Source organism: Streptomyces sp. NPDC054847 (genome assembly GCF_053610925.1).
In genome coordinates this window covers 1-25,129 of record NZ_JBSGZJ010000056.1, presented here as the reverse complement: position 1 = coordinate 25,129, position 25,129 = coordinate 1, and the positions used below count along the sequence as shown (strand labels likewise).

Annotated in this window: 26 protein-coding genes; 13 read left to right on the top strand and 13 right to left on the bottom strand. The window is 71.6% G+C overall.

From position 1 onward, the window contains the following. Positions 1 to 66 precede the first annotated feature (66 nt). Both ACWGH4_RS09540 and ACWGH4_RS09535 read right to left on the bottom strand, forming a co-directional pair. Complete coding sequence (locus ACWGH4_RS09540) at positions 67 to 984, bottom strand: sirohydrochlorin chelatase (protein WP_453457877.1); 918 nt, start codon at positions 982 to 984, stop codon at positions 67 to 69. Positions 985 to 1,056: 72 nt separating this feature from the next. Then, positions 1,057 to 2,067, bottom strand: coding sequence for an N-acetylglucosamine kinase (locus ACWGH4_RS09535; RefSeq protein ID WP_453457874.1), 1,011 nt, complete (start codon positions 2,065 to 2,067; stop codon positions 1,057 to 1,059). Between the two features lie 378 nt (positions 2,068 to 2,445). Here ACWGH4_RS09535 and ACWGH4_RS09530 point away from each other — a divergent pair, with 378 nt between their 5' ends. Continuing rightward, positions 2,446 to 3,123, top strand: coding sequence for a uracil-DNA glycosylase (locus ACWGH4_RS09530; RefSeq protein ID WP_441265853.1), 678 nt, complete (start codon positions 2,446 to 2,448; stop codon positions 3,121 to 3,123). Positions 3,124 to 3,384: 261 nt separating this feature from the next. Here the strand turns inward: ACWGH4_RS09530 and ACWGH4_RS09525 are convergent, their stop codons facing one another. Beyond that, positions 3,385 to 4,470 (bottom strand): WD40/YVTN/BNR-like repeat-containing protein, encoded by a 1,086-nt coding sequence (locus ACWGH4_RS09525; RefSeq protein ID WP_453457870.1) that lies wholly within the window; start codon positions 4,468 to 4,470, stop codon positions 3,385 to 3,387. A gap of 399 nt (positions 4,471 to 4,869) precedes the next feature. Then, positions 4,870 to 5,949, bottom strand: coding sequence for an NADH:flavin oxidoreductase/NADH oxidase (locus ACWGH4_RS09520; RefSeq protein WP_453457867.1), 1,080 nt, complete (start codon positions 5,947 to 5,949; stop codon positions 4,870 to 4,872). 200 nt (positions 5,950 to 6,149) lie between these two features. Here ACWGH4_RS09520 and ACWGH4_RS09515 point away from each other — a divergent pair, with 200 nt between their 5' ends. After that, positions 6,150 to 6,500 (top strand): helix-turn-helix domain-containing protein, encoded by a 351-nt coding sequence (locus ACWGH4_RS09515; RefSeq protein ID WP_441265850.1) that lies wholly within the window; start codon positions 6,150 to 6,152, stop codon positions 6,498 to 6,500. A gap of 75 nt (positions 6,501 to 6,575) precedes the next feature. On the opposite strand, the gene ACWGH4_RS09510 is transcribed toward ACWGH4_RS09515, so the two are convergent. Both ACWGH4_RS09510 and ACWGH4_RS09505 read right to left on the bottom strand, forming a co-directional pair. Then, positions 6,576 to 7,949 carry an FAD-dependent oxidoreductase gene (locus tag ACWGH4_RS09510; protein WP_453457865.1) on the bottom strand — a complete coding sequence of 458 codons (1,374 nt, stop codon included), beginning with the start codon at positions 7,947 to 7,949 and terminating at the stop codon, positions 6,576 to 6,578. A 363-nt stretch (positions 7,950 to 8,312) separates the two neighbouring features. Beyond that, positions 8,313 to 8,978 carry a DUF305 domain-containing protein gene (locus ACWGH4_RS09505; RefSeq protein ID WP_453457862.1) on the bottom strand — a complete coding sequence of 222 codons (666 nt, stop codon included), beginning with the start codon at positions 8,976 to 8,978 and terminating at the stop codon, positions 8,313 to 8,315. 182 nt (positions 8,979 to 9,160) lie between these two features. On the opposite strand from ACWGH4_RS09505, the gene ACWGH4_RS09500 reads away from it, so the two are divergent. Beyond that, entirely contained in the window at positions 9,161 to 10,672 is a 1,512-nt protein-coding gene (locus ACWGH4_RS09500; protein WP_453457880.1) for an LVIVD repeat-containing protein, read from the top strand. On the opposite strand, the gene ACWGH4_RS09495 is transcribed toward ACWGH4_RS09500, so the two are convergent. The 5 genes from ACWGH4_RS09495 to ACWGH4_RS09475 form a co-directional block, all read right to left on the bottom strand. Then, the gene (locus ACWGH4_RS09495) at positions 10,648 to 11,301 is read right to left on the bottom strand and encodes a TetR/AcrR family transcriptional regulator (RefSeq protein WP_453457859.1); all 654 of its coding nucleotides are present in this window, start codon (positions 11,299 to 11,301) and stop codon (positions 10,648 to 10,650) included. The two genes, ACWGH4_RS09500 and ACWGH4_RS09495, sit on opposite strands and share 25 nt — an antisense overlap. A 150-nt stretch (positions 11,302 to 11,451) precedes the next feature. Beyond that, entirely contained in the window at positions 11,452 to 12,162 is a 711-nt protein-coding gene (locus tag ACWGH4_RS09490) for an HAD family hydrolase (protein ID WP_453457856.1), read from the bottom strand. Positions 12,163 to 12,180: 18 nt separating this feature from the next. Beyond that, positions 12,181 to 12,912: a phosphatase PAP2 family protein gene (locus ACWGH4_RS09485; protein ID WP_453457853.1), complete on the bottom strand. Its 732-nt coding sequence runs from the start codon at positions 12,910 to 12,912 to the stop codon at positions 12,181 to 12,183. A gap of 32 nt (positions 12,913 to 12,944) precedes the next feature. Then, positions 12,945 to 13,880 carry a M56 family metallopeptidase gene (locus ACWGH4_RS09480; protein ID WP_453457850.1) on the bottom strand — a complete coding sequence of 312 codons (936 nt, stop codon included), beginning with the start codon at positions 13,878 to 13,880 and terminating at the stop codon, positions 12,945 to 12,947. 104 nt (positions 13,881 to 13,984) lie between these two features. Beyond that, positions 13,985 to 14,536, bottom strand: coding sequence for a DUF5134 domain-containing protein (locus ACWGH4_RS09475; RefSeq protein WP_441265996.1), 552 nt, complete (start codon positions 14,534 to 14,536; stop codon positions 13,985 to 13,987). A 216-nt stretch (positions 14,537 to 14,752) separates the two neighbouring features. Here ACWGH4_RS09475 and ACWGH4_RS09470 point away from each other — a divergent pair, with 216 nt between their 5' ends. Continuing rightward, a complete protein-coding gene (locus tag ACWGH4_RS09470) occupies positions 14,753 to 15,304 on the top strand; it encodes a GNAT family N-acetyltransferase (protein ID WP_453457847.1) in 552 nt (183 codons plus the stop codon). A gap of 66 nt (positions 15,305 to 15,370) precedes the next feature. Here ACWGH4_RS09470 and ACWGH4_RS09465 read toward each other — a convergent pair whose 3' ends face one another. Continuing rightward, positions 15,371 to 16,054 carry a glycerophosphodiester phosphodiesterase gene (locus ACWGH4_RS09465; RefSeq protein WP_453457844.1) on the bottom strand — a complete coding sequence of 228 codons (684 nt, stop codon included), beginning with the start codon at positions 16,052 to 16,054 and terminating at the stop codon, positions 15,371 to 15,373. A 387-nt stretch (positions 16,055 to 16,441) separates the two neighbouring features. Between ACWGH4_RS09465 and ACWGH4_RS09460 the strand changes: the two genes are divergently transcribed. The 5 genes from ACWGH4_RS09460 to ACWGH4_RS09440 all read left to right on the top strand — a co-directional run bounded on the left by ACWGH4_RS09460 (position 16,442) and on the right by ACWGH4_RS09440 (position 21,053). Further along, positions 16,442 to 17,839: a DUF6421 family protein gene (locus ACWGH4_RS09460; RefSeq protein ID WP_453457841.1), complete on the top strand. Its 1,398-nt coding sequence runs from the start codon at positions 16,442 to 16,444 to the stop codon at positions 17,837 to 17,839. A 26-nt stretch (positions 17,840 to 17,865) separates the two neighbouring features. Then, a complete protein-coding gene (locus ACWGH4_RS09455) occupies positions 17,866 to 18,621 on the top strand; it encodes an SDR family NAD(P)-dependent oxidoreductase (protein WP_441265995.1) in 756 nt (251 codons plus the stop codon). Further along, complete coding sequence (locus tag ACWGH4_RS09450; protein ID WP_453457838.1) at positions 18,600 to 19,685, top strand: threonine aldolase family protein; 1,086 nt, start codon at positions 18,600 to 18,602, stop codon at positions 19,683 to 19,685. The genes ACWGH4_RS09455 and ACWGH4_RS09450 overlap by 22 nt, the downstream gene beginning before the upstream one ends. Before the next feature lie 78 nt (positions 19,686 to 19,763). Then, positions 19,764 to 20,339 (top strand): transglutaminase-like domain-containing protein, encoded by a 576-nt coding sequence (locus tag ACWGH4_RS09445; protein ID WP_453457835.1) that lies wholly within the window; start codon positions 19,764 to 19,766, stop codon positions 20,337 to 20,339. A 21-nt stretch (positions 20,340 to 20,360) separates the two neighbouring features. Further along, complete coding sequence (locus ACWGH4_RS09440) at positions 20,361 to 21,053, top strand: B3/B4 domain-containing protein (RefSeq protein WP_453457832.1); 693 nt, start codon at positions 20,361 to 20,363, stop codon at positions 21,051 to 21,053. A gap of 23 nt (positions 21,054 to 21,076) precedes the next feature. On the opposite strand, the gene ACWGH4_RS09435 is transcribed toward ACWGH4_RS09440, so the two are convergent. Beyond that, entirely contained in the window at positions 21,077 to 21,799 is a 723-nt protein-coding gene (locus ACWGH4_RS09435) for a lysophospholipid acyltransferase family protein (protein WP_453457830.1), read from the bottom strand. Between the two features lie 257 nt (positions 21,800 to 22,056). Here ACWGH4_RS09435 and ACWGH4_RS09430 point away from each other — a divergent pair, with 257 nt between their 5' ends. From ACWGH4_RS09430 to ACWGH4_RS09415, 4 genes are all read left to right on the top strand, one after another. Next, positions 22,057 to 22,383, top strand: a complete 327-nt coding sequence (locus ACWGH4_RS09430; RefSeq protein WP_453457827.1) for a TlpA family protein disulfide reductase — start codon at positions 22,057 to 22,059, stop codon at positions 22,381 to 22,383. Positions 22,384 to 22,579: 196 nt separating this feature from the next. Continuing rightward, complete coding sequence (locus ACWGH4_RS09425) at positions 22,580 to 23,086, top strand: flavin reductase (protein WP_441265834.1); 507 nt, start codon at positions 22,580 to 22,582, stop codon at positions 23,084 to 23,086. A 195-nt stretch (positions 23,087 to 23,281) separates the two neighbouring features. Further along, positions 23,282 to 24,067, top strand: coding sequence for an electron transfer flavoprotein subunit beta/FixA family protein (locus tag ACWGH4_RS09420; protein WP_441265833.1), 786 nt, complete (start codon positions 23,282 to 23,284; stop codon positions 24,065 to 24,067). A 57-nt stretch (positions 24,068 to 24,124) separates the two neighbouring features. Further along, positions 24,125 to 25,087 (top strand): FAD-binding protein, encoded by a 963-nt coding sequence (locus tag ACWGH4_RS09415; RefSeq protein WP_441265832.1) that lies wholly within the window; start codon positions 24,125 to 24,127, stop codon positions 25,085 to 25,087. Positions 25,088 to 25,129 lie beyond the last annotated feature (42 nt).

The window sequence follows — 25,129 nt, the reverse complement described above, 5'->3', positions numbered from 1 at the left end:
CATGTCGCCCGGCCCGGGCCCTGCGGTGTGATGCTCCTCGTCGGCCGCGACCGCCGCCCGGTGGCGTCAGTGGGACGGCGTCCCGGGCTGCGGCGCGATGCCCAGCGCGGTCGTGTACTGCGACAGCACCAGCTTGCCGATCGCCGGGTACGCGCCGAGCGCCTCGGCGGACGCGCAGCCCGCGTCCTTCACGGCGGCGTCGAGCAGGCCCTCGGGCAGCTCCGGACCCACCAGGTACGGGGCGAGGGCCAGCTGCACCGACCCGGAGCCACGCAGCTGCTCCGCGATCGCGGCGACAGAGCCCTCCTCGTCGAGCGCGGCGGCCATCACCGGCACGGCCAGGCGGGCGGCGAGCAGCATGCCGGTGATTCCCGCGGCCTGCACCGCTTCCTCGCCGCCCACGGTGGCCAGGATGATGCCGTCGGCGGCGGTGGCCACCGTGAACAGCCGGGCGCGGTCGGCGCGCGCCAGCCCTGCCTCGGAGAGGCGTACGTGCACGGCCTCCGCCAGCAGCGGATGCGGGCCGAGGACGTCGGTGAGTTCCACGGCGGCGCGGCTGTCCATGACGGCCTGGCGGACGCGACGCATCAGCGCGTTGTCCGGGCCCGCCAGCAGCGGCACCACGACCGCGGCGGGACCCTCGGGCGCCGCCACCTCGCGGCCGGCGGCCTTGGCGATCTCGTAGCGCTCGGTACGCCGGGCGGCGGTGTGCGCGAGCACGTTCCGCAGCGCGGGGTACTCGGCGTCGTCACCGTCGAGGTAGCCGATGGCGACATCGAGGCCGGGCAGCTCGGACCGGGCGATGCTTATGACCTCTTCGGCCAGGCTGCGCGTGGTGGGCGACGGAACGCCGGGCACAGCGAGCACGAGGGCGGGCGCGCCCTCGGGAGCCGCCACGGGCTCCGGGCGACGGTGTCGCCCGGACTGGCGGGGTCGCGGCATTCGTACAGGCAGGCCGGGTGCAGGCCCAGTGGAGGAGCTCATGGCGCCGCATGCTACTGGTTTTGCCTGAGCGGCTGTTCGGGGAGGGGGCGGACGAGCGTCATCTGTCCCGGTTTATCCGGTGGGGTCGTCGTGCCCCTCCCACGACCCCGCCCCACCTGGGACGTACAGCATGGTCGGATGCGCCGGAAGCCGCAGTTCACCCGCCGCGAGGGAAGCCGCGAGGCGCAGCGCCCCGAAGAGCGGGTCGCCGTCCGCCGGCACCTGGCGGGCGTGCGGCAGCTGCCCGGACAGCTCGGCGCGCAGCGGGCCGAGCAGCGGCTCCCCGAGCTTCAGCAGCCCGCCGGTCAGAGCGACCTCGCAGCCCTCCGGCACCTCGTCCGCCGGAGGGCACACGGCGGCGGCCGCCTCCGCGATGTGCCCCGCGGCCCGCTCGAGGATGCCTGCGGCCACCGGGTCGTGTCCGGCGCACCGGCCGACCTCGGGTGCGAAGGAGGCGAGCACCGCCGGCCGGTCCGTGCGGGGGTAGAGCATCCCCGGCAGCTCCGCGGCCGGGCCGAGTGTCGACTCCATCCGTTCCAGGAGCGGGGCCGAGCCGCCCCGCCGCCCGTCGTGGGCGCGCAGCGCCGCCTCGAGTCCCGCCCTTCCGATCCAGGCGCCGCTCCCGCAGTCGCCCAGCAGATGACCCCAGCCGTCCGCACGTCGCCAGGAGGTCAGGTCGGTGCCGAGGGCGATCATCCCGGTGCCCGCGGCGACCACGGCCCCGGGCCTGCCGCCCAGCGCGCCTGCGTACGCGGTGACCGCGTCGGCGGCCAGCCCCAGGCGCCGTACGCCGAGCTCGCGGTCCAGCGCGGCGGGCATTTCGGCCCGCAGCCGGCCGCCGAGTGTGGCCATCCCCGCCGCGCCGATCACCACGGCGGACAGCCGGCCGGCCCCGGCCTGCTCCATGAGCCGCCGCACCATGGGGACCAACTGCTCCCGCATGTGCCCGGCATCGATCCCCGCGCCGCCGGTGCGCACCGGCTCGCCGGAGAAGGCGGTCCGCGCCTGCTCCGGCTGCCCGGCCTCCGCGAGCGCCGCGCGCAGGCCGGAGCCGCCCGAATCCACACCCAGCACCCAGCTCACGACAGCCGCCGGCTGGAAGGACGGGCGCCTTGGCGCAGCAGAAGCTCGTTCACGCGACTCCAGGACGAAGAGGACCGGTAACGACGGCGGCAGCCTATCCGCAGGCGCATGTCGGGGCGTAGCGGCGGGGGTTGGGGCCGTCGCGGCGCGGGCGCCGGACCGGTGACGGAGTGCCGGCCGCTCAGCGCCACAGCGGCCGCGCCGACGGGCTGCGGTGGGAACCGGGGCGCGGTCGGCAGGGAACAGGGTGGCGGCCGGCGGGACGGGTGGCGGTCAGGGGAACAGGATGGCGGCCGGCGGCGGGCGTTGATGTGTCCGCCGTGCGAGCACTCCGCCACCGGTCGGAGGGCACTCCGTGGGCCGGTAGAGTGACGGGCCGTGGCAGCACGACCGTTGAGTGAACTTGTGGAGCCCGGATGGGCCGAGGCGCTGCGCCCCGTGGCCGGGCGCATCGCGACGATGGGTGACTTCCTGCGTGCCGAGATCGCGGCGGGCCGGACCTATCTGCCGGCAGGGCAGCACGTTCTGCGCGCCTTTCAGCAGCCCTTCGACGAGGTGCGGGTGCTGATAGTGGGTCAGGACCCGTACCCCACGCCAGGCATGGCGATCGGACACAGCTTCGCGGTCGCACCCGAGGTCCGTTCGCTGCCGGGAAGCCTGGAGAACATCTTTCGGGAGCTGCACACCGACCTGGGCGTGGACCGCCCGTCGAACGGCGACCTGACCCCGTGGACCCGTCAGGGTGTGCTGCTGCTCAACAGGGCGCTGACCACGGCCCCTCGGAAGCCCGGGGCGCATCGCGGCAAGGGCTGGGAGGAAGTGACCGAGCAGGCCATCAGGGCGCTCGCCGCCCGGGGCAAGCCGCTGGTGTCGGTGCTGTGGGGGCGGGACGCACGCAATGCGCGCCCCCTCCTGGGCGACCTGCCGGCCATCGAGTCCGCCCACCCCTCGCCCATGTCGGCGGACCGGGGCTTCTTCGGCTCACGGCCCTTCAGCCGCACCAACGAACTCCTGCTCCGCCAGGGGGCCCAGCCGGTCGACTGGCGGCTCCCGTAAGGACGCGCTTCGCGGCCGCGGGCTTCCTGACCGGCGACCGGCGGGTGCGGGACGTCGCCGCACGCTTCTCGTACGGCATGGTCCCGCGTGAATTGTTCCGCGCCTGGGGTGACGTCGCGGCCCGCGGCGCGGGGGAGGAGGTCCGCGCGCCGGTCTCGGCGCTTCTGACGCTCCTCACCGGTCGCGCCGGGCACCTCCTCCCTCCGCCGCACCCCGGCGCCGGCGATCAAGCAGCCTCGGGACGGCCGTGAGCGACCTGCGTCATTTCATGACGGCCGCCCGCACGCACAGCACGTCCGGGAGGTGCGAGGCGAGCAGCTGCCAGCTGTCGCCGTCGTCCGCGCTCGCGTACACCTCGCCGTTGCGGTTGCCGAAGTAGACGCCCGCCGGGTCGGCGTCGTCCGTGCACAGGGCGTCCCGGAGCACCGTGCCGAAGTGGTCACCCTCGGGCAGGCCGGCCGACAGCGCCTCCCAGGTCTCTCCCGCGTCACGGGTGCGGTAGACGCGGCAGCGGCGCTCGGCGGGGACGCGGTCCGCGTCGGCGGTGATCGGGAACACGTACGCGGTGTTCGCGCGGTGCGGATGGGCCGCCATGGCGAAGCCGAAGTCGGACGGCAGCCCCGTGCCGATGTCGGTCCACTTCGCCCCGGCGTCGTCGCTGCGGAACACGCCCCAGTGGTTCTGCAGATACAGGCGGTCGGGGTCTACGGCGTCCTGTGCGATCTTGTGCACGCACTGGCCGAACTCCGGGTTCGGGTCGGGCAGGAAGACGGCCGACACGCCCTGGTTCGACGGGGCCCAGCTCTCCCCGCCGTCACGGGAGCGGAACACACCGGCCGTGGACACGGCGACCGTCACGGCCAGCGGGTCCCTCGGGTCGGTGATCACGGTGTGGACGGCCTCGCCGCCGCCACCGGGCACCCACTGCGAACGCGTCGGGTGCTCCCACAGCGGCCGGACCAGCTCGAAGCTGTCGCCGCCGTTCTCCGAGCGGAAGAGCGCCGCGGGCTCGGTGCCCGCGTAGACCACGTCCGGGTCGGCGTCGGAGGCGGGGTGCAGCTGCCAGACACGCTCCAGCGACGCACCCGTGTCCTGAGGGAACTTGACCGCCGGCTTCTGCGGCTCGATCCAGGTCTTCCCCAGGTCGTCCGAGTGGAACACCGATGGGCCCCAGTGGGCGCTGTCGCCGCCGACCAGCAGCCGTGGGACGGCCCGGCGGGTGTCGATGCCGATCGAGTACACGGCCTGCGCGTTGAAGTGCGGGCCACTGAACTCCCAGATCCCGCCGCTCCTGCGGCCGATGAAGAGCCCTTTGCGTGTGCCCACGGTGAGAAGAACATCGGTCATGACCTGCTACCTCCAGGACGCCTTTGTCTCGGTTGTGGGCCAGTCTGCACCCGACCACCGACAGTGGCCCGCAGGACGCTCTCGGCGCAGGTGGGCGCCCGTCACCCAGGCCGGCCCGCCAATGCAAGTGCTGACCGCCGGCCGGCCCGGAACTCATCGGTGGGACGGAAACTTGTGCGCCGGGCCCGCGCCGCGCCCGGCGGGAGGCCGGTGGCGCGTCCACGGAGGCAAGGGCGTCCGCGCGGGCCCGTGCCGCCGCGGACCGTCGTCCGCCGACTGCGTCTGCGGCGCGGCCGGCCTCCCGCTCGGACAGGCAGCGGCGCGGGCCCCTGCTCAGCCCGAGCGGCGCCGCGGGCCGCCCTCGCTGAGACCGAGCGGCGGCCAGGACCGCGCCCCGGCTCAGACGGAGCGGTGGTACTGCTGCGGCACGTGCACCTCGCCGCCGAGTTCGCGCGCCGCGTGGCGGGCCCACGAGGGGTTGCGGAGCAGTTCGCGGCCGAGCAGTACCGCGTCGGCCTCGCCGTTGGCGAGGATCTTCTCCGCCTGCTCCGCGTCGGTGATCAGGCCGACGGCGGCCACCGGCAGGTCGGTCTCCGCCTTGACCCGGGCCGCGAACGGAACCTGGTAGCCGGGGCCGGTGGGGATGCGCACGCCGGCTGCGTTGCCGCCGCTGGAGACGTCCAGGAGGTCCACTCCGTGCTCCTTCAGCAGCGAGGCGAAGCGGACTGTGTCGTCGGGCGTCCAGCCGCCTTCTTCCAGCCAGTCCGTGGCGGAGATCCTGAAGAACAGCGGCAGTTCCTCCGGCCAGACGCCGCGTACCGCGTCCACGACCTCCAGCGCGAAGCGCACGCGGTTGTCGAAGGAGCCCCCGTACTCGTCGGTGCGGTGGTTGCTGTGCGGTGACAGGAATTCGCCGATCAGATAGCCGTGCGCCCCGTGGATCTCGGCGACCTTGAACCCGGCGTCCAGGGCGCGACGGGCCGCGTCGGCGAACTGCCCGACGATCTCGGCGATCTGTACGCCGGTCAGCTCGTCCGGTACCGGATGCCCCTCGGCGAAGGGGATCGCGCTGGGCGCCTGGGGCTGCCAGCCGTGCTGTTCCGGACCGACCGGCTCGCCGCCGTTCCACGGCCGGTCGGTCGAGGCCTTGCGCCCGGCGTGGGCGATCTGGATGCCGGGCACCGTGCCCTGGCTCTCGAGGAACGCGGTGATCCGGCGGAACGCCGCGACCTGCGTGTCGTTCCAGATGCCGAGGTCGGCGGGGCTGATGCGCCCTTCGGGGCTCACCGCGGTGGCCTCGACGAGGATGAGCCCGGTGCCGCCGGCGGCACGGGCGGCGTAGTGGGCGAAGTGCCAGTCGCCGGCGACGCCCGCGTTCGGGCCGAAGACCTCGGCGCTGTACTGGCACATCGGCGCCATCCAGACGCGGTTGGGGATGGTCAGTGACCGAAGGGCGTAGGGCTCGAACAACGCGCTCACTGCGGGCTCCGTTCGGGAGAGGGGTCCGGTGCACTCGTACGATAGACACCGTAGTACGATGGAAGTCAAACTACGAGGGATATCGAACTACGGACTCGCGGTATTCCGAGCGAGGACCCGGCCCGGGAGGGGGACCACGCGAGGCGTCGAACTACGAAGGGCCTCGTACCATGGACCTCCCCGGACGAAGCGGAGCCGCCGTGACCACCGTGACCAGCCCCCGAGTGCTCGCCCACCCCGGCCGGGACGAGATCCGGCTGGAGAACGTGCTCCATGCCCTCTCCGACCCGATGCGACTGCGCGTCGTGCGCGAACTCGCGGCGGGCGAGGCCGATCTGAGCTGTTCCGACATCGAGCTGCCGGTCACCAAGTCGACGACCACCCACCACTTCCGTGTGCTGCGTGAGAACGGTGTGATCCGCCAGACCTACCAGGGCACGGCGAAGATGAACGGTCTGCGGCGGGACGACCTCGAAGCGCTGTTCCCCGGCCTTCTCGACCGTGTGCTCGAGGCGGCGGACGCCCAGGAACGCCGCCTCACCGACGTCTGACGCGACTCTCGCGACGCCCTCGGCCGGGCCAGGTGCAGGCGCCGTCGAACACGCCGGGCGCCGACGCGACGGCCGTCAGCGCCCGCCCTCGCCGGGCACGCCGGAGCCGGCGCCCCGTGCCGCCCCCAGCAGCCCCGCCCAGTCCGGGATCTTGACGGGCGGCCTGCCCAGGGCGCGTCCCAGCGCCGCTTCCGCCTCCTCGATCGCGAGCCACCCGCGCCACCGCACCGGCTGTTGCCCCAAGGCCCGGAGTTCGGCCTCCGGATCAGCGGCGACCGGCCGCCCCACCAGTGTCGCCGCGTCCTCGAGCAGGGAGTTGACGGTCTCCTTCGCGCACGGGCGGTTGGTGCCGATCACGCCGTTCGGTCCGCGCTTGATCCATCCCGCCACGTACTCGCCGGGCGAGAATCGGCCGTCCCGCAGCACCCGTCCCGCGGCGTTCGGAACCACACCGCGATCGGCGTCGAACGGCAGTCCCTCCGTTGGCACGCCCCGGTATCCCACCGCGCGCAGCACCAGCTGCGCCTCGATGTCCTGGTACGCGCCCGTCCCGCGCACGCCGCCCGTGCCGTCCGGCTCGGTCCGCTCGAAGCGGACACCGCCCACCCGTCCGTCACGTTCCAGCAGTTCCACCGGCCGCAGGAAGAACCGCACATGGATGCGGCGCGGCCGGCCCTGCGGCGGCCTGGCGGCCCACTCCCGTACGACGGTGAGGTTGCGCCGCACGATCGCGGGCACGGCGGCCGGATCGGCGTACGCCGTCTCCAGCGCGAGATCCGCGGGGTCCACGAGGACGTCCGCCGAGGGCAGTGCGCCCAGCTCCCGCAGCTCCTTGGTGGTGAACTTGGCTCCCGACGGGCCGCGCCTGCCCACCATGTGCACATCGCGCACCTGGCTGGCCGCCAGAGCCGCCAGCGCCCGCTCAGGAACGTCCGTCCCGCGCAGCTCGTCCGCGCCGCGCGCCAGGATGCGCGCCACGTCGACCGCCACATTGCCCACGCCGATGACGACCGCCGCCCGCGCCCCGAGGGCGAAGGCGTCCGGGGCCGCGTCGGGGTGGGCGCTGTACCAGGAGACGAAGTCGGTGGCGGAGTGGCTGCCGGGAAGGTCCTCGCCAGGAATGCCGAGCTTGCGGTCCTTGGCCGCGCCCACGCAGTACACGACCGCGTGGTAGAGCCGCAGCAGCTCCGCCGGACCGAGCCCCGCCCTCCCGACCTCGACGTTCCCCAGGAAGTCGATCCGGTCGTCCTCGAGGACCGCCCGCAGGCTGTTCTGCAGCGACTTGATCTTTTCATGGTCGGGAGCCACGCCGTAGCGCACGAGTCCGTAGGGGCAGGGGAGGCGGTCCAGGATGTGCACCCGGACATCGGGCACAGCGGTCTGGCCGACGAGGGCCTGCGCGGCGTAGACCCCGCTGGGACCCGATCCGACGACGGCGACGCGAAGCACGTGGCGCTCCTTCCCGCAGGGGGATCTCCAGCATCGCACCGGAGCGCGTCCCTGGGGAGGCTTGCGCCCGCGCGTCCTTCCGTCGCGCCCCGAGGCCACCCTTCTGCCCCGGCGCCAGTCCTCCGTCCCGGGTCTTCCCGGCGTCCGCCCCGGCTGACTCGCCCGGCCCGGCGCACCCCGAGGGGCTCCAGCCCCGCGCAGGCCGCGCCCGCCATCGGCAGCCCGGTCCGCCGGGTAACCCCTCCGGCCCGGCCACGCCGAGCGCGGCGCCCCCGCGCCGGCCTGTGGGACCGGTCCGCCCCGGGGAGCCCGGTCCGCCCGTCTCCGATGCGACGCGACCCGTCGTCCCGGGTCGCGGCCGCGTCACATCTTGCGCATCCGGCCGATCTCGGCCGTCTGCTGGGCGATCACGTCGTTGGCCATCTCCTCGACCAGGACGTTGTTCCCGTCGGACAGCACCTCGGCGGCCATCGTCACGGCGCCCTGATGGTGGGTGATCATGAGCTTCAGGAAGAGCTCGTCGAAGGCGCTGCCGTCGGACTCGCGCAGCTGCTTCAGCTGGGCCTGCGTGGCCATCCCGGGCATCGCGCCGTGGTCGTGCCCGTGCGCGCCGTCCTTCTTGGGGCCGCCGTTGTTCGTGAGCCAGCCGCGCATCGCGTCGATCTCGGGCTTCTGCGCCGCGGATATTCGCTCCGCGAGCCGTTTCACCTGTGTCGACTCGGACCGTTGCGGAGCGAGCGCCGTCATCTGCAGTGCCTGCTCATGGTGTTCGATCATCATCTGCGCATAGCCGAAGTCGGCGGAGTTGGGGCTGTCGTCGGGCAGTGCCTCGGCGGCCTCCTCCGCGGAGAGCGTCTTGGCCGGCTCTCCTGGCTTCCCAGGCGCCACCACCGAGGGTCTGTCCTCGCCCGCCGCCTTTTTCGGGCCATCGGACTCCGACTGGCATGCGCCCAGGGCCAGTACGGCCACGGCGACCGCCACGGCCACGGCCGATCTGCGCGGACGCGCGGTACGGGGGCGGTTCAACACGGGTGACCTCCTGGGGAACTCGGGCCTCTTGGGACGGCCGCCTTCACTTACTGCGCACGTGTCGCCGCTCAGAAACCTTGATTACGTCCGTGTTGCCATCTGTTGAGATGTGCATGCTAGGGAAGATACTGCCGGGGTCCGTGAACCGTTCAACCATGAACGGATACCAGGGGAGGACCGCAGTGATCCTGTTGCACACCACCCGAGTGCGACGCAGACGACTGGGTGTCGCCGCGGCGGCGGCCGGACTGCTCGCCACCATGCTCGCGGCGGGCCCGGCGGCGGCCGTTCCCGATCCGGGAGACGCCACCGTCCGCGAGAGCATCTCGGCGAGCGAGTCGGCGGAGACCAGGTCGGCGATCCGCGACGGCGAGATACCCGGCGTGGACGAGGTCGTCCACAGCGACAACATCGAGCACGTGACGAACATCCCCAAGGCCGCGCTCACCGGCACCAATTCGGACCTGGCCTTCCAGGGCAGATACGCGTTCGCCGGCAACTACGACGGCTTCGTCATCTACGACATCAGCAACCCTGAGCGTCCGAAGACCGTTTCGCAGGTCCTGTGTCCGGGATCGCAGAACGACATCAGCGTCTCCGGCAACCTGCTGTTCCTGTCCACCGACTCCTCGCGGAGCGACAACTCCTGCAACAGCACGTCCCAGCCGGCGACGGAGAAGTCGTCCTGGGAGGGCATGAAGATCTTCGACATCAGCGACAAGAAGAACCCGAAGTACGTCGCCGCGGTCGAGACGGCTTGCGGTTCGCACACCCACACGCTGGTGCCCGAGCGCAAGAACGTCTACGTGTACGTCTCCTCGTACTCGCCGAACGCCGCGTTCCCCGACTGCCAGCCCCCGCACGACGGGATCTCCGTCATCAAGGTGCCGCGCAAGGCCCCGGAGAAGTCGGCGATCGTGAACTTCCCGGTGCTCTTCCCGGGCGAGGGACCTGACGGCGGCGGCAACCCGGGCGCACCCACCAACCCGGGCGTCTCCAAGACCACGGGCTGCCACGACATCACCGTGCTGCCCTCCAAGGACCTGGCCGCCGGCGCCTGCATGGGTGACGGCATCCTGTTCGACATCGAGGACCCGGAGCACCCGAGGGTCATCGACCGGGTCCAGGACAACGTCAACTTCGCGTTCTGGCACTCCGCCAGCTTCAACCAGAAGGCGAACAAGGTCGTCTTCACCGACGAGCTCGGCGGCGGCGGCGCCGCCACCTGCAACGCCGAGATCGGCCCGAACCGCGGCGCGGACGGCATCTACGACATCGCGGGCAAGGGCGACAGGCGCAAGCTGGTCTTCCGCAGCTACTTCAAGATCCCGCGCCACCAGGCCGCGACCGAGAACTGCGTGGCCCACAACGGCTCCCTGATCCCGGTCAAGGGCCGCGACATCATGGTCCAGGCCTGGTACCAGGGTGGCGTCTCCGTGTGGGACTTCACCGACTCCTCGAAGCCGAAGGAGATCGCCTACTTCGAGCGCGGCCCGCTGACCACCGACAGGCTGTCCGGCGGCGGTTCCTGGTCCGCGTACTACTACAACGGCTACATCTACTCCAACGACATGGCCAAGGGCTTCGACGTCCTGAAGATCAGCGACCGGCGCACCGACGCCGGCGCGAAGGTGCGGATGCACGAGCTCAACGTGCAGACGCAGCCGGACTACTTCGACGACTTCGACGACTGATCCGGTATGTGATCCGGCGCTCCGCCGGGCGGGAGACCGCCCGGCGGGGCACCCAGTTCCCAGTCCAGCCCGTACCGCTGGAACAGCTCCGCGCGCAGCCGCGCGCGGGGCATCGGTACGCCGGGCAGCAGCAGGGCGAAGACCGCCCCCATCAGCAGCCCGCGCAGCAGCGGATAGTCGGTGTCGACGTCCCGTGATCCGTAGCGCTCCACCGTGTCCCGCAGCAGTCCGGCGAGCCGCTGCTGCTCCGGGCACTGCACGAACCCGTCGGCCTGCAGTAGTCCCGCCATGTGCGTGCGCATCAGCACGGGATGGTCGGTCGCGAGGCCGAGGATGGCGTCGACGGCCCTGGCCAGTCGCTCGCGGCCGTCGTCGGTGCGTGGTTCCCTCTCCAGCGCCTCCTCGAGCGTGAGGTGCATCAGCCGGTGCACGGCGGACTGCAACAGCTGCCGTTTGCCCGGGAAGTAGTACGAGACGAGACCCCGTGCGGAACCGGCCCGGTCGGCGATGTCACCGAGGGTCGTGGCCTCGTAACCGCGCTCGTCGACCAGCTCCACCGTCGCCTGCAGAAGCCGCTGGCGAGAACGTCGACGAAGCTCTTCATTGACCGATGCGCTTCGCGGGGACATGCTTGGCTCCTGCGTTGACTGGCTCTCAGCCAATATACTCAGCGCGTCCCGTCGTCCGGCCCTCGGGGGCCGGGGCCGGCGAGTGGCTGCCCGAACCGGGCGACGCGGGGGATCGTCCGGTTCGGGTGGCTTTGTTCTGCTTCCAGTCTCCTACGGCGCGGGCCGCCGGTCGACGAGCCCGAGCACCGGAAGAAGCCCTGCGGGCCGTTCGTCCGCCGGCAGGTGGTCCACGAAGTGGACGGCGCAGCCCAGCTCCGCGGCGCCGCCGTCGGCCCGGCGGTCGTCGCCCACCATCAGCACCTCCCGCGGATCGCGGCCGAGCCCCTCGCATGCCGTCCGGAACAGCCGGGCATCGGGTTTCTGCACGCCGTGCTCGAACGACAGGGTGTACGTGTCGACCAGCTCCGCGAGGCCGTGGGCCCGGAAGACCGGGCGCAGGTCCCAGCCGATGTTGCTGACCACGCCGACGCCGATGCCCCGTTCGCGCAGGCCGCGCAGTACCTCCGCGGCGTCCGGGTAGGGGCTCCAGGCGCCCGGAGTCATATGGCGGTCGTAGAGGGCGTCGTACAGGGCCTCGTCCGGCAGGGGCACCTCGCGCGCCAGTCCTGTGTATGCAGCCCGGTGCCGGGCCGTGTCCGTGTCCCGCGCCGCCCACAGTTCGGCCAGATGACCGGGGATCCGCTCCGGGTGGGCGCCGCCCGGCAGTGCGCCGGCCGCCTCCAACCGTCGGGCGCACCCGTCGAGTTCGTCCTCGGGCAGGGAGGCCCCGTGCTCTCGCAGCACCGCGCGGAGCCAGCTGCGGGCCGACTCGATGCGGAAGAGCGTCCCGGAGAAGTCGAAGAGAACAGTCCTGATCGTCATGCCCGGATCCTCGGCTGCTCAGTGACCGCGGGACAAGGCCACCCGCCCGTAGGAGGCCACGGCGAGAGCGACGACGCACGCCCCGAGGAGCCAGCCGCCGACCACGTCGGAGGGCCAGTGGACCCCCAGATAGAGCCGGGTGAAGCCGACGCCGAGGACGGAGACGGCCGCGACGGCGACGCACCACATCCAGGCGCCCGCGGCCATGCCCCGCCGCCTGCAGAGCCAGAGCAGCAGCCCGCAGGTGACCACGGCGGTCATGGCGTGCCCGGACGGGAAGGCCGCGTAGTGCGCCGAATCGACGGGGTCCGGCCACAGCGGCCGCTCCCGCCCGACGAGGGCCTTCATGCCCTGCTGGAGGCCCGTGCCGAGGACGCTGGCGAGCGCCACCCACATCGCGAGGAGGCGTTCCTTGCGCAGCCACAGCCACACGACCGCCGCGGCGGCCAGCAGCCGCATGGTCCACGGGTCCCACACCCAGTCGGTCAGTACGCGGTTGACGTGCGTGAACGTCGGCTCCTGGACCGCGGAGGTGTGCAGTGCGTCCACCACCGCACGGTCGAAGGAGATCAGCGGTGACCAGGTGACGGCGACCGCCGCGAGCAGCAGGGCGCTCAGCGCGGCGGTCACCGCACAGGTGCGCACGCACAGGGCGCTCGTCGGGGCCGCCCGTCGCGACCGCGCGGTGCGGGGGGAGGTGTCCTTGGTGCGGTGGGGGGCAGCGGGGTCCGTGGAGTGGGGGGAAGACATGAATAAATCCTGTCTTCTTCGTGGCCGTACGGCTATCCCAGCGCGCGCAGTCCCGGCACGAAGGCCACGAGCAGCGGAACCACCGGCACCAGAGCGGCCGCCGCCGTCAGCCGCAGCCGACGGGCCGGAGTGAGCCGGGGCACCGGTGTCAGCAGCCTGTTCACGCGCTGCGGCAGCTGCGCTCCGGGCGTCGGGCAGGGGCCGAACACGCCGCGTTCCTCGTTCAGTTCGACCAGGGCCAGCGCGATCGTCAGCCGGCCGAAGCGTCGTGAGGCGACGTCGTCGGCCGCCAGCTCGACCAGCCGGTGCATCTCGTCACGGAAGGCGGCGAAGACCGGGATCTGCGGAAATCCGTTGGCCAGCGCGGCCGAGCAGTGCAGCAGCCAGTCGTGCCTGGCGCGCGCGTGGCCCTGCTCGTGCGCCAGCACCGCGTCGAGCTGGCGGCCCTTCAGCCGCCGCAACGCCGCGGTGGTGATGACCAGCTGCGGCGCGGCGCCCGGCAGCCACCACGCGTCCGGCCGCTCCGCCTCCAGGACGACCAGGGGCTCGCTTCCCGGGACCTCGTCCGGCATCAGGGGGGAGCGCACGAGCAGCTCGGCGCGCTGCCGCTTGCGCCGGACATGCGCCAGACGGATCTCCCTCGCCAGCATGGCCCCGGTCCACACGCCGCCACATGCCAGGACCACGGCGAGGGCGGCGGACCATGTCTCGTTCGCCCCGAGCGCGTACGCCTCGACGACGCCGTGCGGTGCGGACGCGAAGACGGGGCCGCGCACCAGCTGCCAGGCAGCGGCAGCGCTGAACATCATGGAGAGAGCGAACGACAACAGCACGGCGGCGACCACGCACTGCCAGACCCAGAGGGCGACGACGGGCTCGCGCTCCGGCCAGTCGGCACGCGACACGAGGCGCGGGGCGACGACGGCGGCCAGTGCGCCGAGCAGCAGCAGCGCGAGCGAGACCATCATGGAGGCAGCCTATGAGCGCGGAGCTACCTGCGGGTATGCCCGTGCGCGTCAAGTGACGCACGCCACGGCGGTACATGCGGCCGCCGCTCGCACGGCAGCGCCCGTCACATGGCCAGCAGCATCACCAGCATGGCCGTCGCCATGGAGACCCGGCAGGCCGGCACCAACTCGGGCCGCGAACCGGCCGGATCCGCGACGGGGACCGTGCCGCCGCCCGCCGGGGCGAGCGGTATGAGCCTGGGGCCGGAGCGGAGTACATATCCGGCGAAGTAGAGGAGCAGCACGCCGGTGAGGAGCGGGACGCCGCCGGCCGTGTGCGCCCCGTGTGCGCCCGTGCCGCCCATCGCGGCCGCCATGTAGACCATCGCCAGGCAGCCGACGGCATGGTGGAGATGACGCGCGCCGTGCCCGGCGGGCCGCACCGCGTGCACCGCCGCCGCGCCGAACACGACCGCGTACACCATCCAGTGCCAGCTCGGCGGGGTGAACACGGTGGCGGGCACGGCCATCGCCGCCATGCCGAGTCCCATCAGCGCCTCGCCGCCCGCCGCCTTCCTGTCCGGCCCTCGGCAACTGCGCATCCGGATCAGGCAGTACAGGCCGGTCGCGGTGCACAGCACCATGAGCAGCCAGCCGGACATCGCGGGTCCGTGCACGGCGTACCTCCCCCTTCGGCCGGCCTCGGCGGCAGTCGAGGAGTCGATGCCCACCTCCCGTCCGCGTACGCGAGCGCACTGGGGTACGGGGGAGTACACGGAGGCGCGAGGGGAGTGCGGCGAGCGCACGAGGGCTCACGGCGGACCGGCTCGGGGCGTGTGCGGGGGCCGGGTTACTCTCGTGCCGACCGCACCCCGTTGGAACGGAGCCACTCCATGGACACCGCCCCGCCCAGGGACTCGGCCGCGCTCACCTACCGCGACGCGGCCGAGGCCGACGTACCGGCGCTCGTCGCGCTGATCGAGTCGGCGTACCGCGGGGAGGCGAGCCGCGCGGGCTGGACCTCCGAAGCGGACATCCTCGGCGGGCAGCGCACCGACCCGCAGGGGGTGCGCGAGGTCATCACCGCCCCCGGCAGCCGTCTGATGGTCGTCGAACGGGACGGGGAGCCGGTGGCCTGCTGCCAGCTCGAGCACCGTGGCGAGGCCGCCTACTTCGGCATGTTCGCGGTCCGCCCGGACCTTCAGGGCGCCCGTCTGGGCCGCAGGATCATCGCGGAGGCGGAGCGCAGCGTGCGCGAGACCTGGGGCGTGGCGGAGATGCACATGACGGTGATCTCCGTGCGTGAGGACCTGATCGCCTGGTACGAGCGCCGCGGCTACCGCCGTACGGGCCGGATGACTCCCTTCCCGTACGGCGACGAGCGGTTCGGCATTCCCCGGCGCGACGATCTCGCCTTCGAGCTGCTGGTGAAGACACTCGCCTGAGCGACCTGTCCCGGGCGCGCCCGCCGGTGCCACGGCGGTGCCGGCGAGCGCGGGAGCGGACGGTGGTCAGGCCGTGAAACGGCCGGTGCGCCGGATCTCGGGGAAGTCCGTGGTCGCGCCGTCGAGCTCGAGGGCGCGCACCAGCCGCAGATGCTCCTGGGTGTTGACCACCCAGCCGATCACCCGCAGTCCCTCGGCGTGCGCCGCCTCGACGGTCTCCAGCGTCAGCCTGCGGATGTTCAGCGCCAGGGCTTGGGCGCCGACGGCCTTCGCCCGGTCCGTGATGTCACCGCCCCAGCGGCTGGCGATCAGTACCGTGCGCACCCCGGGCACCAGCGCGGAGATCTCGGCGATCGCGTCGTCGTGGAACGAGGAGACCTCGACCCGGGGCACCAGATCGCGCCTGCGCATCACCTCGGCCAGGGCGCGCGCGGCGGCCACGTCCTTGATCTCGGCCTGGAGCGGACACCGCACGGCGTCGAGAACCTCCTCGAACACCGGCACCTGCTGGCCGCCGCCCGCGTCGAGCTGACGCAGCTCGGCCAGCGTCATCTCGGCGATGGAGCCGCTTCCGTCGGTCGTGCGGTCAACGTCGGCGTCGTGCATGACGGCGAGCGCGCCGTCCTTGCTCAGATGCAGATCGAGTTCGATGGCGTCCATGCCGGCCTGCTCGGCGCGGACGAAGGAACGCAGGGTGTTCTCCGGCTCGACGCCCATGACCCCGCGATGACCGATGGTGAGGAAAGTCAAGATTCTCTCGCTTCCGTCGACGGCGGCTCCCGCGGGACGCAGCCCGGCGCCCGGCGGTACCGAGGCAGCCTAACGGCCCCTCCCGGAGACGGAACCGCTCGCGCGCGGGGTGTCCGGAAGCCGCACACCGACGGCGTCAGCGGCCTGGGGACAGCAGCCTCCGCGGGCCCGTCACCCGTGCGTGGGCGAGTCTTCCGGACGCTTGACGTGGACCGGCCCTTGGGGCCCTGATCGGGCACCGATGCAGTCGTGATGCGCACCTGTCACCGCAAAAACTGCGGCGATCATGGGGGTCACGCAGGATAATTTCCCTCACTCGGACTTGTGAGGGAGAACCGCACATGGATACGGTGTCTTGACGCGAGGTTCTCCTGTGGAGGAAGTGACATGACGGAAATTCTTGTGCAGGACGTGGCCGCAGGGGGCATATCCCACGCCGGCCCGGTGGTCGGCCATTCGAGCTGGACGTTGCTCAAGAATGCCGTCGAAGAGATCCGCCCCTGGCAGTCCAAGGACGGCTCGATCGACTTCGACGCTGACGACGCGCCCTCCCGCACGGACGCCGAGGCCGCCGTGGAGCGTGTGATCGGCGCGGTGGAGGACCTTTCCCCGCTGCTCCCGCACGACGCCGCATACCACCGTGCCCTCGTCGCCGACCTGCGCAAGTGGGCCGACGCGGGCTTCACGGTGCCGGACTTCCTGGACTCGCTGCTCGCCTTCCAGCCCGCCGCCTCCCGCGAGGACGGACTGCGGCACCTGGTCGTCTTCCCGATGTACACGCAGAACGGCAACCCCGACCGCAACCTCGAGGCGGTCGTCCTCAAGATGGTGTGGCCCGAGTGGCTCGCCGAGCTCGAGCGCACCCGCTACGACAACCCGCTCTTCTGCGGCATCACGTTCGAGGACTTCACCGCCGGCTACGACACCAACTCCGCGGTGCTCTTCCCCGAGACCATCGCCGTGCGTGAGGCGCCCGAGCGCTTCACCTGGGGCGGCATCTTCTGCGACCGCGAGGCGGCCCGTTTCCGCGCCGTCACCGAAGAGGCCGTGCGGGTGCTCGGTCTCGAACTGCCCGAGGACATCCGGGAGATGGTCGCCGACCAGAAGCGGTGCGAGCAGGCCTTCGTGCTCTGGGACATGGTCCACGACCGCACCCACAGCCACGGTGACCTGCCGTTCGACCCGTTCATGATCAAGCAGCGCCAGCCGTTCTGGATGTACGGCCTGGAGGAGCTGCGCTGCGACCTCACCGCCTTCAAGGAGGCCGTGAAGCTGGAGGCCGAGGGCAACCCGCACGGCCGTGACGTGCAGTACGCGGTGCTCTTCGACCGCATGTTCCGCTTCCCCGTGACCGGCGACCGGGTGCGCAACTACGACGGCCTCGGCGGCCAGCTGCTCTTCGCCTACCTGCACAAGCACGACGTCGTCCGCTGGAGCGACAACACCCTGAAGATCGACTGGGAGCGTGCCCCGCAGGTCACCAACCAGCTCTGCGGCGAGATCGAGAAGCTCTACCGCGAAGGCATCGACCGCCCGAAGCTGGTCCACTGGTTCGCCGCGTACGACCTGGTCTCCACCTACCTCGCCCCGCACCCCGGGTCGCGCTGGGCCAAGGGGCCCGACGCCCTCGATCTGACGCTGCCGCCTCGTAAGCTCGTGGATGACGTGCTTCCGGACGAGTTTCCGCTGAGCATGTTCTATGAGGCGCTCTCCAAGAAGCTGAAGAACGTGATCGCCTCCACCAAGGGGATCACCGCCGCTTCCGCTCCGGGGGCTGCCGCGTGAGCTCTCGAACCGAGGAGGCGACCAGCATGGACACCAACGGCAGTGGCGCCCTGGAAGGCGCGGTGATCGCGGTGGCCGGTGCGGCCGGTCCCGCCGGCCGGGCCACCCTGCTCCGGCTGGCCGAGGCGGGCGCCGTCGTCGTCGCCTCCGACGCCGACGCCCAGCGGCTCGCCGAGGCCGTGGACGCGGCCAGGTACGCCCACGGCGGTGCCACCGTCACCGGCGACACCGTCGACCTGCTCGACCTGGGCGCCGCCCGCGAGTGGGCCGACAAGACGGAGAAGGAGTTCGGCCGGATCGACGGACTGGTCCACCTCGTGGGCGGCTGGCGCGGAAGCGCCTCCTTCACCGAGAGCAACCCCGCCGACTGGGAGCTGCTGGAGAAGCTGCTGATCCGTACCGTCCAGAACACCTCGCTCGCGTTCCACGACGGTCTGCTGCGCAGCGACAAGGGCCGGTACCTGCTGATCAGCGCCGCCGGGGCGAGCAAGCCCACGGCGGGCAACGCGGCGTACGCGGCGTCCAAGGCCGCCGCTGAGGCGTGGACGCTGGCCCTCGCCGACTCGTTCCGCAAGGCGGGGGGCGAGCAGGGCCCGAAGGCCGCTGCTGCCATCCTGGTCGTCAAGGCACTGGTGCACGACGCCATGCGCGCCGAGCGTCCCAATGCGAAGTTCGCGGGCTTCACCGACGTGACGGAGCTGGCCGACGCCATCGCCGGAGTCTGGGGCCGCCCCGCACAGGAAGTGAATGGACAGCGTCTGTGGCTGACCCCCGAACCGTAAAGACCGACGCACGGCGCCACCACGACCCGTCCGTGCGCGGGTTCGCCAGCGACAACTACGCGGGTGCCCACCCGGAGATCCTGGCCGCGCTCGCCCTCGCCAACGGCGGCCACCAGGTCGCCTACGGCGAGGACGAGTACACCGACCATCTCCAGCGTGTCGTCCACAGCCACTTCGGCCCGACCGCCGAGGCCTTCCCGGTCTTCAACGGCACCGGCGCCAACGTGACCGCGCTCCAGGCGCTCACCGACCGATGGGGCGCCGTGATCTGCGCCGAGTCGGCCCACATCAACGTCGACGAGGGCGGCGCGCCGGAGCGCATGGGCGGGCTGAAGCTGCTGACCGTGCCCACGCCGGACGGCAAGCTCACGCCCGAGCTCATCGACCGGCAGGCGTGGGGCTGGGACGACGAGCACCGGGCCATGCCGCAGGTGGTGTCGATCACCCAGAACACCGAGTTGGGCACCGTCTACACCGTGGACGAGATCCGCGCGATCGTCGCCCACGCCCACGGCCACGGCATGAAGGTCCATCTCGACGGCGCCCGGATAGCCAACGCCGCGGCGTCGCTGAACGTGCCCATGCGGGCCTTCACCAACGCCGTCGGCGTCGATGTCCTGTCCTTCGGCGGCACCAAGAACGGCATGCTCTTCGGTGAGGCGGTCGTCGTCCTCGATCCGGACGCGGTCAGCCACATGAAGCATCTCCGCAAGCTCTCCATGCAGCTCGCCTCGAAGATGCGCTTCGTCTCCGTGCAGCTGGAGGCGCTGCTCGCCAAGGACCTGTGGCTGCGCAACGCCCGGCACTCCAACGCCATGGCCCAGCGGCTCGCGGACGGAGTGCGTTCGGTGGACGGGGTGGAAATCCTCTACCCGGTGCAGGCGAACGCCGTCTTCGCGCGGCTGCCGCACGACGTCAGCGAGCGGCTCCAGAAGCGCTTCAGGTTCTACTTCTGGGACGAGGCGGCCGGCGACGTGCGCTGGATGTGCTCCTTCGACACCACGGAGGACGACGTGGACGCCTTCCTCCAGGCGCTGAAGGAAGAGATGGCGCGCCGGCCCTGAACCAGGCCGCTGCATAAATATACGGCCGACCGATAAGTCATTGACTGTCGGTCGGTCGTCTTTCTATGCTCCCCGGTCATGGAGCTCATCCAGCAAGACCCGGAACTCTCGGCCTATTTGGCTGCTGACGATGCCATCGACCACGACCATCAGGTCGTTCGCGAGGTCGCCGCCGAGCTGGCGCGTCAAGCTGCCGACTCATACGTATACGCCCAGGCTGCTTACGAGTACGTCCGTGACGCAGTACCGCACTCGCACGACACGGGTGACCCGCGGGTCACCTGGCGCGCCTCCGACGTGCTGCGGCAGCGCACCGGCATCTGCTACGCCAAGTCCCACGCGCTGGCCGCCCTGCTGCGCGCCGAGGACATCCCGGCGGCCCTGTGCTACCAGCGGCTGGACGGTGTGGTGCACGGCCTGGTGGCGGTGCGCTTCCGCGGGGCCTGGCACCGTCAGGACCCCAGGGGCGGTCTGCCCGGTGGGTCCGTGCCGTTCTCGCTGACCGGGGAACGGCTGCCGTACGCCCCGCGACCTGAGTCCAGTGACATGGACTACCCGGTACTCTATGCTGCACCGCACCCCGCGGTCCTGGAAGCCCTCCAAAAGGCTCCCGACCGGGAACGTCTGTGGAAGGCGCTCCCGGCCTCCCTCTGAGAAGTTCGAGGCAAGCAGGCGATGACACTCCGGCTCACCGTGTCCGACGACGTACGCGCAATCGCGCCCGGCTTCACCCATGTCGCCGTCGAGGCGAACGGGCTCACCAACGGCCCCAGCAGTGAAGGGAGTTCGGCGCTCCTCGACGAGGCCGCCCGTCGGCTCGTGAACCGCCTCGACGGGCGCGCGCCCCACGAGGACCCCGGCATGGCCGCCTGGCGCGAGGCCTACACGGCGTTCGGCGCCAAGCCGTCCCGGACCCGCAACTCGGCGGAGGCGCTGGCCAGGAGGGCGCTCGCGGACGGCGGGCTGCCCCGGATCAACGTCCTGGTCGACGTCTACAACGCCATCAGCGTGGCACACCTGATCCCCGTCGGCGGCGAGGACACCGACCGGATCGAGGGCGGCATGAGGCTCGTCAGGGCCACAGGGCAGGAGCCGTTCGTCACCGTGACGGGTGGCGAGGAGATTGTCGAACACCCGGAACCCGGTGAAGTCGTCTGGTGCGACGACGAAGGCGTCACCTGCCGTCGCTGGAACTGGCGCCAGGGAGTGCGCACCCGGCTGACGGAGGACTCGGTGAACGCCCTGTTCCTGCTCGAGGGCATGGGCCCCGCGGCGGGCGGCGAGGCCGCGACCGCGGCCGCCGAACTCGCCGAGTCACTGGAGAAGCTGAGCCCGGGGGCGCGGATCACCGTCCATGATCCGCGCTAGGGCCTCCTGTCCGGACGGGCAGGTCAGTGCGCCTCGCGGACCTCGGCGGCCGTGGGGGCCGTGCCGCCGAGGTGGGCGGGCACCCACCAGGTGTCGGCCGCGTCCCTGGGGCGTACGGGGTAGGCGCGCTGCGCGGCCTCGAGCAGTTCCTGGACACGCTCGCGCAGCCGCCGGGTGATCGCGCCCGCGTACTGGTCGGCGGGCGCCTCGAGGGGCTCGCCGACGCGGATGGTCACAGGGATGTGGGAGCGCCGGAAGTTGCGCGGCCGGCCCTTGGTCCACAGCCGCTGCGTACCCCACAGCGCCATCGGGATGAGCGGGACGCCCGCCTCCTGCGCGAGCCGCGCCGCACCCGACTTGAACGACTTGAGCGTGAACGACTGGGAGATCGTCGCCTCGGGGAAGACGCCCACGATCTCGCCCGAGCGCAGCGAGTCCAACGCGTGCGCGTACGCCGCCTCGCCCTGCTTGCGGTCCACGGGGATGTGCTTCATGCCCCGCATCAGCGGGCCGGAGACCTTGTGGCGGAAGACCGATTCCTTCGCCATGAAACGCACCAGGCGCTTCTGAGGCAGGGCGCCGAGGCCGGTGAAGATGAAGTCCAGATAGCTGATGTGATTGCTGACCAGCACCGCTCCGCCCGTGCGTGGAATGTTCTCCGACCCCTGAGTGTCGATCTTCAGGTCGAGCGCCTTGAACATCGTGAGAGCGGCGCCGATGACCGGCCGATAGACGAGCTCTGCCATGGGGGGAGGACCCTTTCGTCACGCCCGGGGAGGGTTCGCCCGGTTGGAAGTTACGCAGCCGTAGGTTTTCGGCTTTGGGCCGATCGTGCCCCATGTGCGCCGTGCTGACCAGTCCTGGACGCCCGCGGGCGCGAGATTCTCGTCACTCCACGCACGGGAACCCGGCCATCGGCGGCGGCCTGCGGGAATCCCCGCCGGGCCGGGAACGCTGCACCTCGGGGAAGTGAACGCATGGAGCACGGCGGAAGGCGGAGACGGTGCGCGGACAGGACGCGGAACGACGGCTGGGCGCACCGGAGCTGGGCCGACGACCGGGTGAGCGCGCCACCCTCGTCCAGTTCTCCACCGCCTTCTGCCAGCCCTGCCGGGCCACCCGGCGCATCCTCGCCGACGTGGCCGCGATGGTCGGCGGAGTGGTCCATGTCGAGATCGACGCAGAGGACCAACTCGCCCTTGTGCGCGAGCTCGGAATCGAGAGCACGCCGACCGTGCTGGTCCTCGACGCCGACGGACGGATCGTCACCAGGGCGGCCGGCACGCCCCGTAAGGCCGATGTCATCGCCGCGCTGGGGCGGGCGATATGACACCCGTGACCCTGGTCGCACCTTCCGGTGCGCACTTGACTGTGTACGCCATGTATCGCCAGGCTGGCTTCCGTGCATCCAGAACTCCTTCTCGACGGGCGGGTTCATGCCGATCTCTCCCGTGACGCGAGCGCGCGCTGTCAGGCTGCCCGTGCAGCCGCAGTCGCATAGTCCGCTCCCCAAGAAGGAACACTCGATGACGGCCTCGCCCGATCTCGGCGCCGCTCAGCTCGCCTCTCCCGACCTCCTGCGCTCGGTCTTCCGGCAGCACGCCGCAGGTGTCGCGGTGATCACCGCTGCGGGCCCGCGTCCGGTCGGATTCACCGCGACCTCGCTCACCTCCGTCGCGGCCGAGCCGCCGCTGATCTCGTTCGGTGTGGGCACCGGCTCCTCCAGCTGGCCCGTCGTCGCGGAGGCCGGGCATGTCGGCGTGCACATACTCGGCGAGCACCAGCGCGAGCTGGCCGCCACCTTCGCCCGCAGCGGCGCCGACCGCTTCGCGCCGCCGACGAGCTGGCGCGCCGGGCCGGAAGGTGTCCCCGTGCTGGACGGTGTGCTTGCCTGGATGGTGTGCCGTGTCGTGGCCCGGGTGCCCGCGGGCGACCATCGCATCGTGATCGCCGAGGCGGTCGTCGGGGATCCGGCGGGCGGCGGCCGGCCACTGCTGTACCACCAGGGACGCTTCACCGCTCTGCGGGAGTGAACTGTGCGGAGGCGGCGGACACTCCGTTGTCAAGGTCACAGTGCAAAGCGCTTGCTTAGCGGGAACACACTGGGTGTACTGACGAGTAATATTTCGTTCGGAGCGCGGCCCGCCCCGACCGGGATCCGCCCCATCGGACGCCTATGCTGCGTTCACAAGGCAGTCCAGTAGAGACGATGCAGTAGGAGAGCCGGCGTGAGCCTGAGGATCGTTGTCTGTGTGAAGTACGTGCCCGACGCCACCGGCGACCGGCACTTCGCCGATGACCTGACCGTCGACCGCGACGACGTCGACGGCCTGCTGTCGGAGCTGGATGAGTACGCGGTCGAGCAGGCGCTGCAGATCGCGGACGAGGCGGACGATGCCGAGGTCACCGTGCTGACCGTCGGCCCCGAGGACGCGAAGGACGCGCTGCGCAAGGCGCTGTCCATGGGTGCCGACAAGGCCGTCCACGTCGAGGACGACGACCTGCACGGCTCCGACGTCATGGGCACCTCGCTGGTGCTCGCGAAGGCGATCGAGAAGACCGGTTACGACCTGGTCATCTGCGGCATGGCCTCCACCGACGGCACCATGGGCGTGCTGCCGGCGATCCTCGCCGAGCGTCTGGGTGTCCCGCAGGTCACCCTGCTCTCCGAGGTCTCCGTCGAGGACGGCACCGTGAAGGGCCGCCGTGACGGCGACACCGCCAGCGAGCAGCTCGAGGCGTCCCTGCCGGCCGTCGTGTCCGTGACGGACCAGTCGGGCGAGGCCCGCTACCCGTCCTTCAAGGGCATCATGGCCGCCAAGAAGAAGCCGGTGGAGTCCCTGGACCTCGAGGACCTCGAGATCGACGCGGAAGAGGTCGGCCTCGAGGGCGCCTGGACCAAGGTCGACTCGGCCGCGGAGCGCCCGGCCCGCACCGCCGGCACGATCGTCAAGGACGAGGGCGAGGGCGGCAAGCAGCTCGCGGAGTTCCTCGCGAGCCAGAAGTTCATCTAGAGGCTTCGGCCCTCTACCGCCCCCTTCATACTTCGCAAGCAGGAGAGAAGAAGTCCCATGGCTGAAGTTCTCGTCTACGTCGACCACGTGGACGGCGCCGTCCGCAAGCCCACCCTGGAGCTGCTGACGCTGGCCCGCCGCATCGGTGAGCCCGTCGCCGTCGCTCTCGGCTCCGGTGCCGAGAACACCGCCGCCGCGCTCGCCGAGCACGGCGCGGTGAAGGTCCTCACGGCCGACGCCCCCGAGTTCGCCGAGTACCTGGTCGTCCCGAAGGTGGACGCGCTGCAGGCCGCGTACGACGCCGTCTCCCCGGCCGCCGTGCTCGTCCCGTCCTCCGCCGAGGGCAAGGAGATCGCGGCCCGCCTCGCGGTCCGTATCGGCTCCGGCATCATCACCGACGCCGTCGACCTCGAGGCCGGCGACGAGGGCCCGGTCGCGACGCAGTCCGCGTTCGCCGCGTCCTTCACCACCAAGTCCCGCATCACCAAGGGCACCCCGGTCATCACGGTCAAGCCGAACTCGGCCGCCGTCGAGGCCGCCCCGGCCGCCGGCGCCGTCGAGGCGCTGTCCGTGTCGTTCTCCGAGAAGGCCACGGGCACCAAGGTCGTCTCCCGCACCCCGCGTGAGTCGACCGGCCGCCCGGAGCTGACCGAGGCCGCGATCGTCGTCTCCGGCGGCCGTGGCGTCAACGGCGCCGAGAACTTCGCGATCATCGAGGCGCTCGCCGACTCTCTCGGCGCCGCCGTGGGCGCCTCGCGTGCCGCCGTCGACGCCGGCTGGTACCCGCACACCAACCAGGTCGGCCAGACCGGCAAGTCCGTGTCGCCGCAGCTGTACATCGCCTCCGGCATCTCCGGCGCGATCCAGCACCGCGCCGGCATGCAGACCTCGAAGACCATCGTGGCCATCAACAAGGACGCCGAGGCCCCGATCTTCGACCTGGTCGACTACGGCGTGGTCGGCGACCTCTTCGAGGTCGTCCCGCAGCTGACCGAAGAGGTCAAGACCCGCAAGGGCTGATCCGCAGGTTGTCTTCCGGCCCGGGGCCGCGCGGTGTTCGTC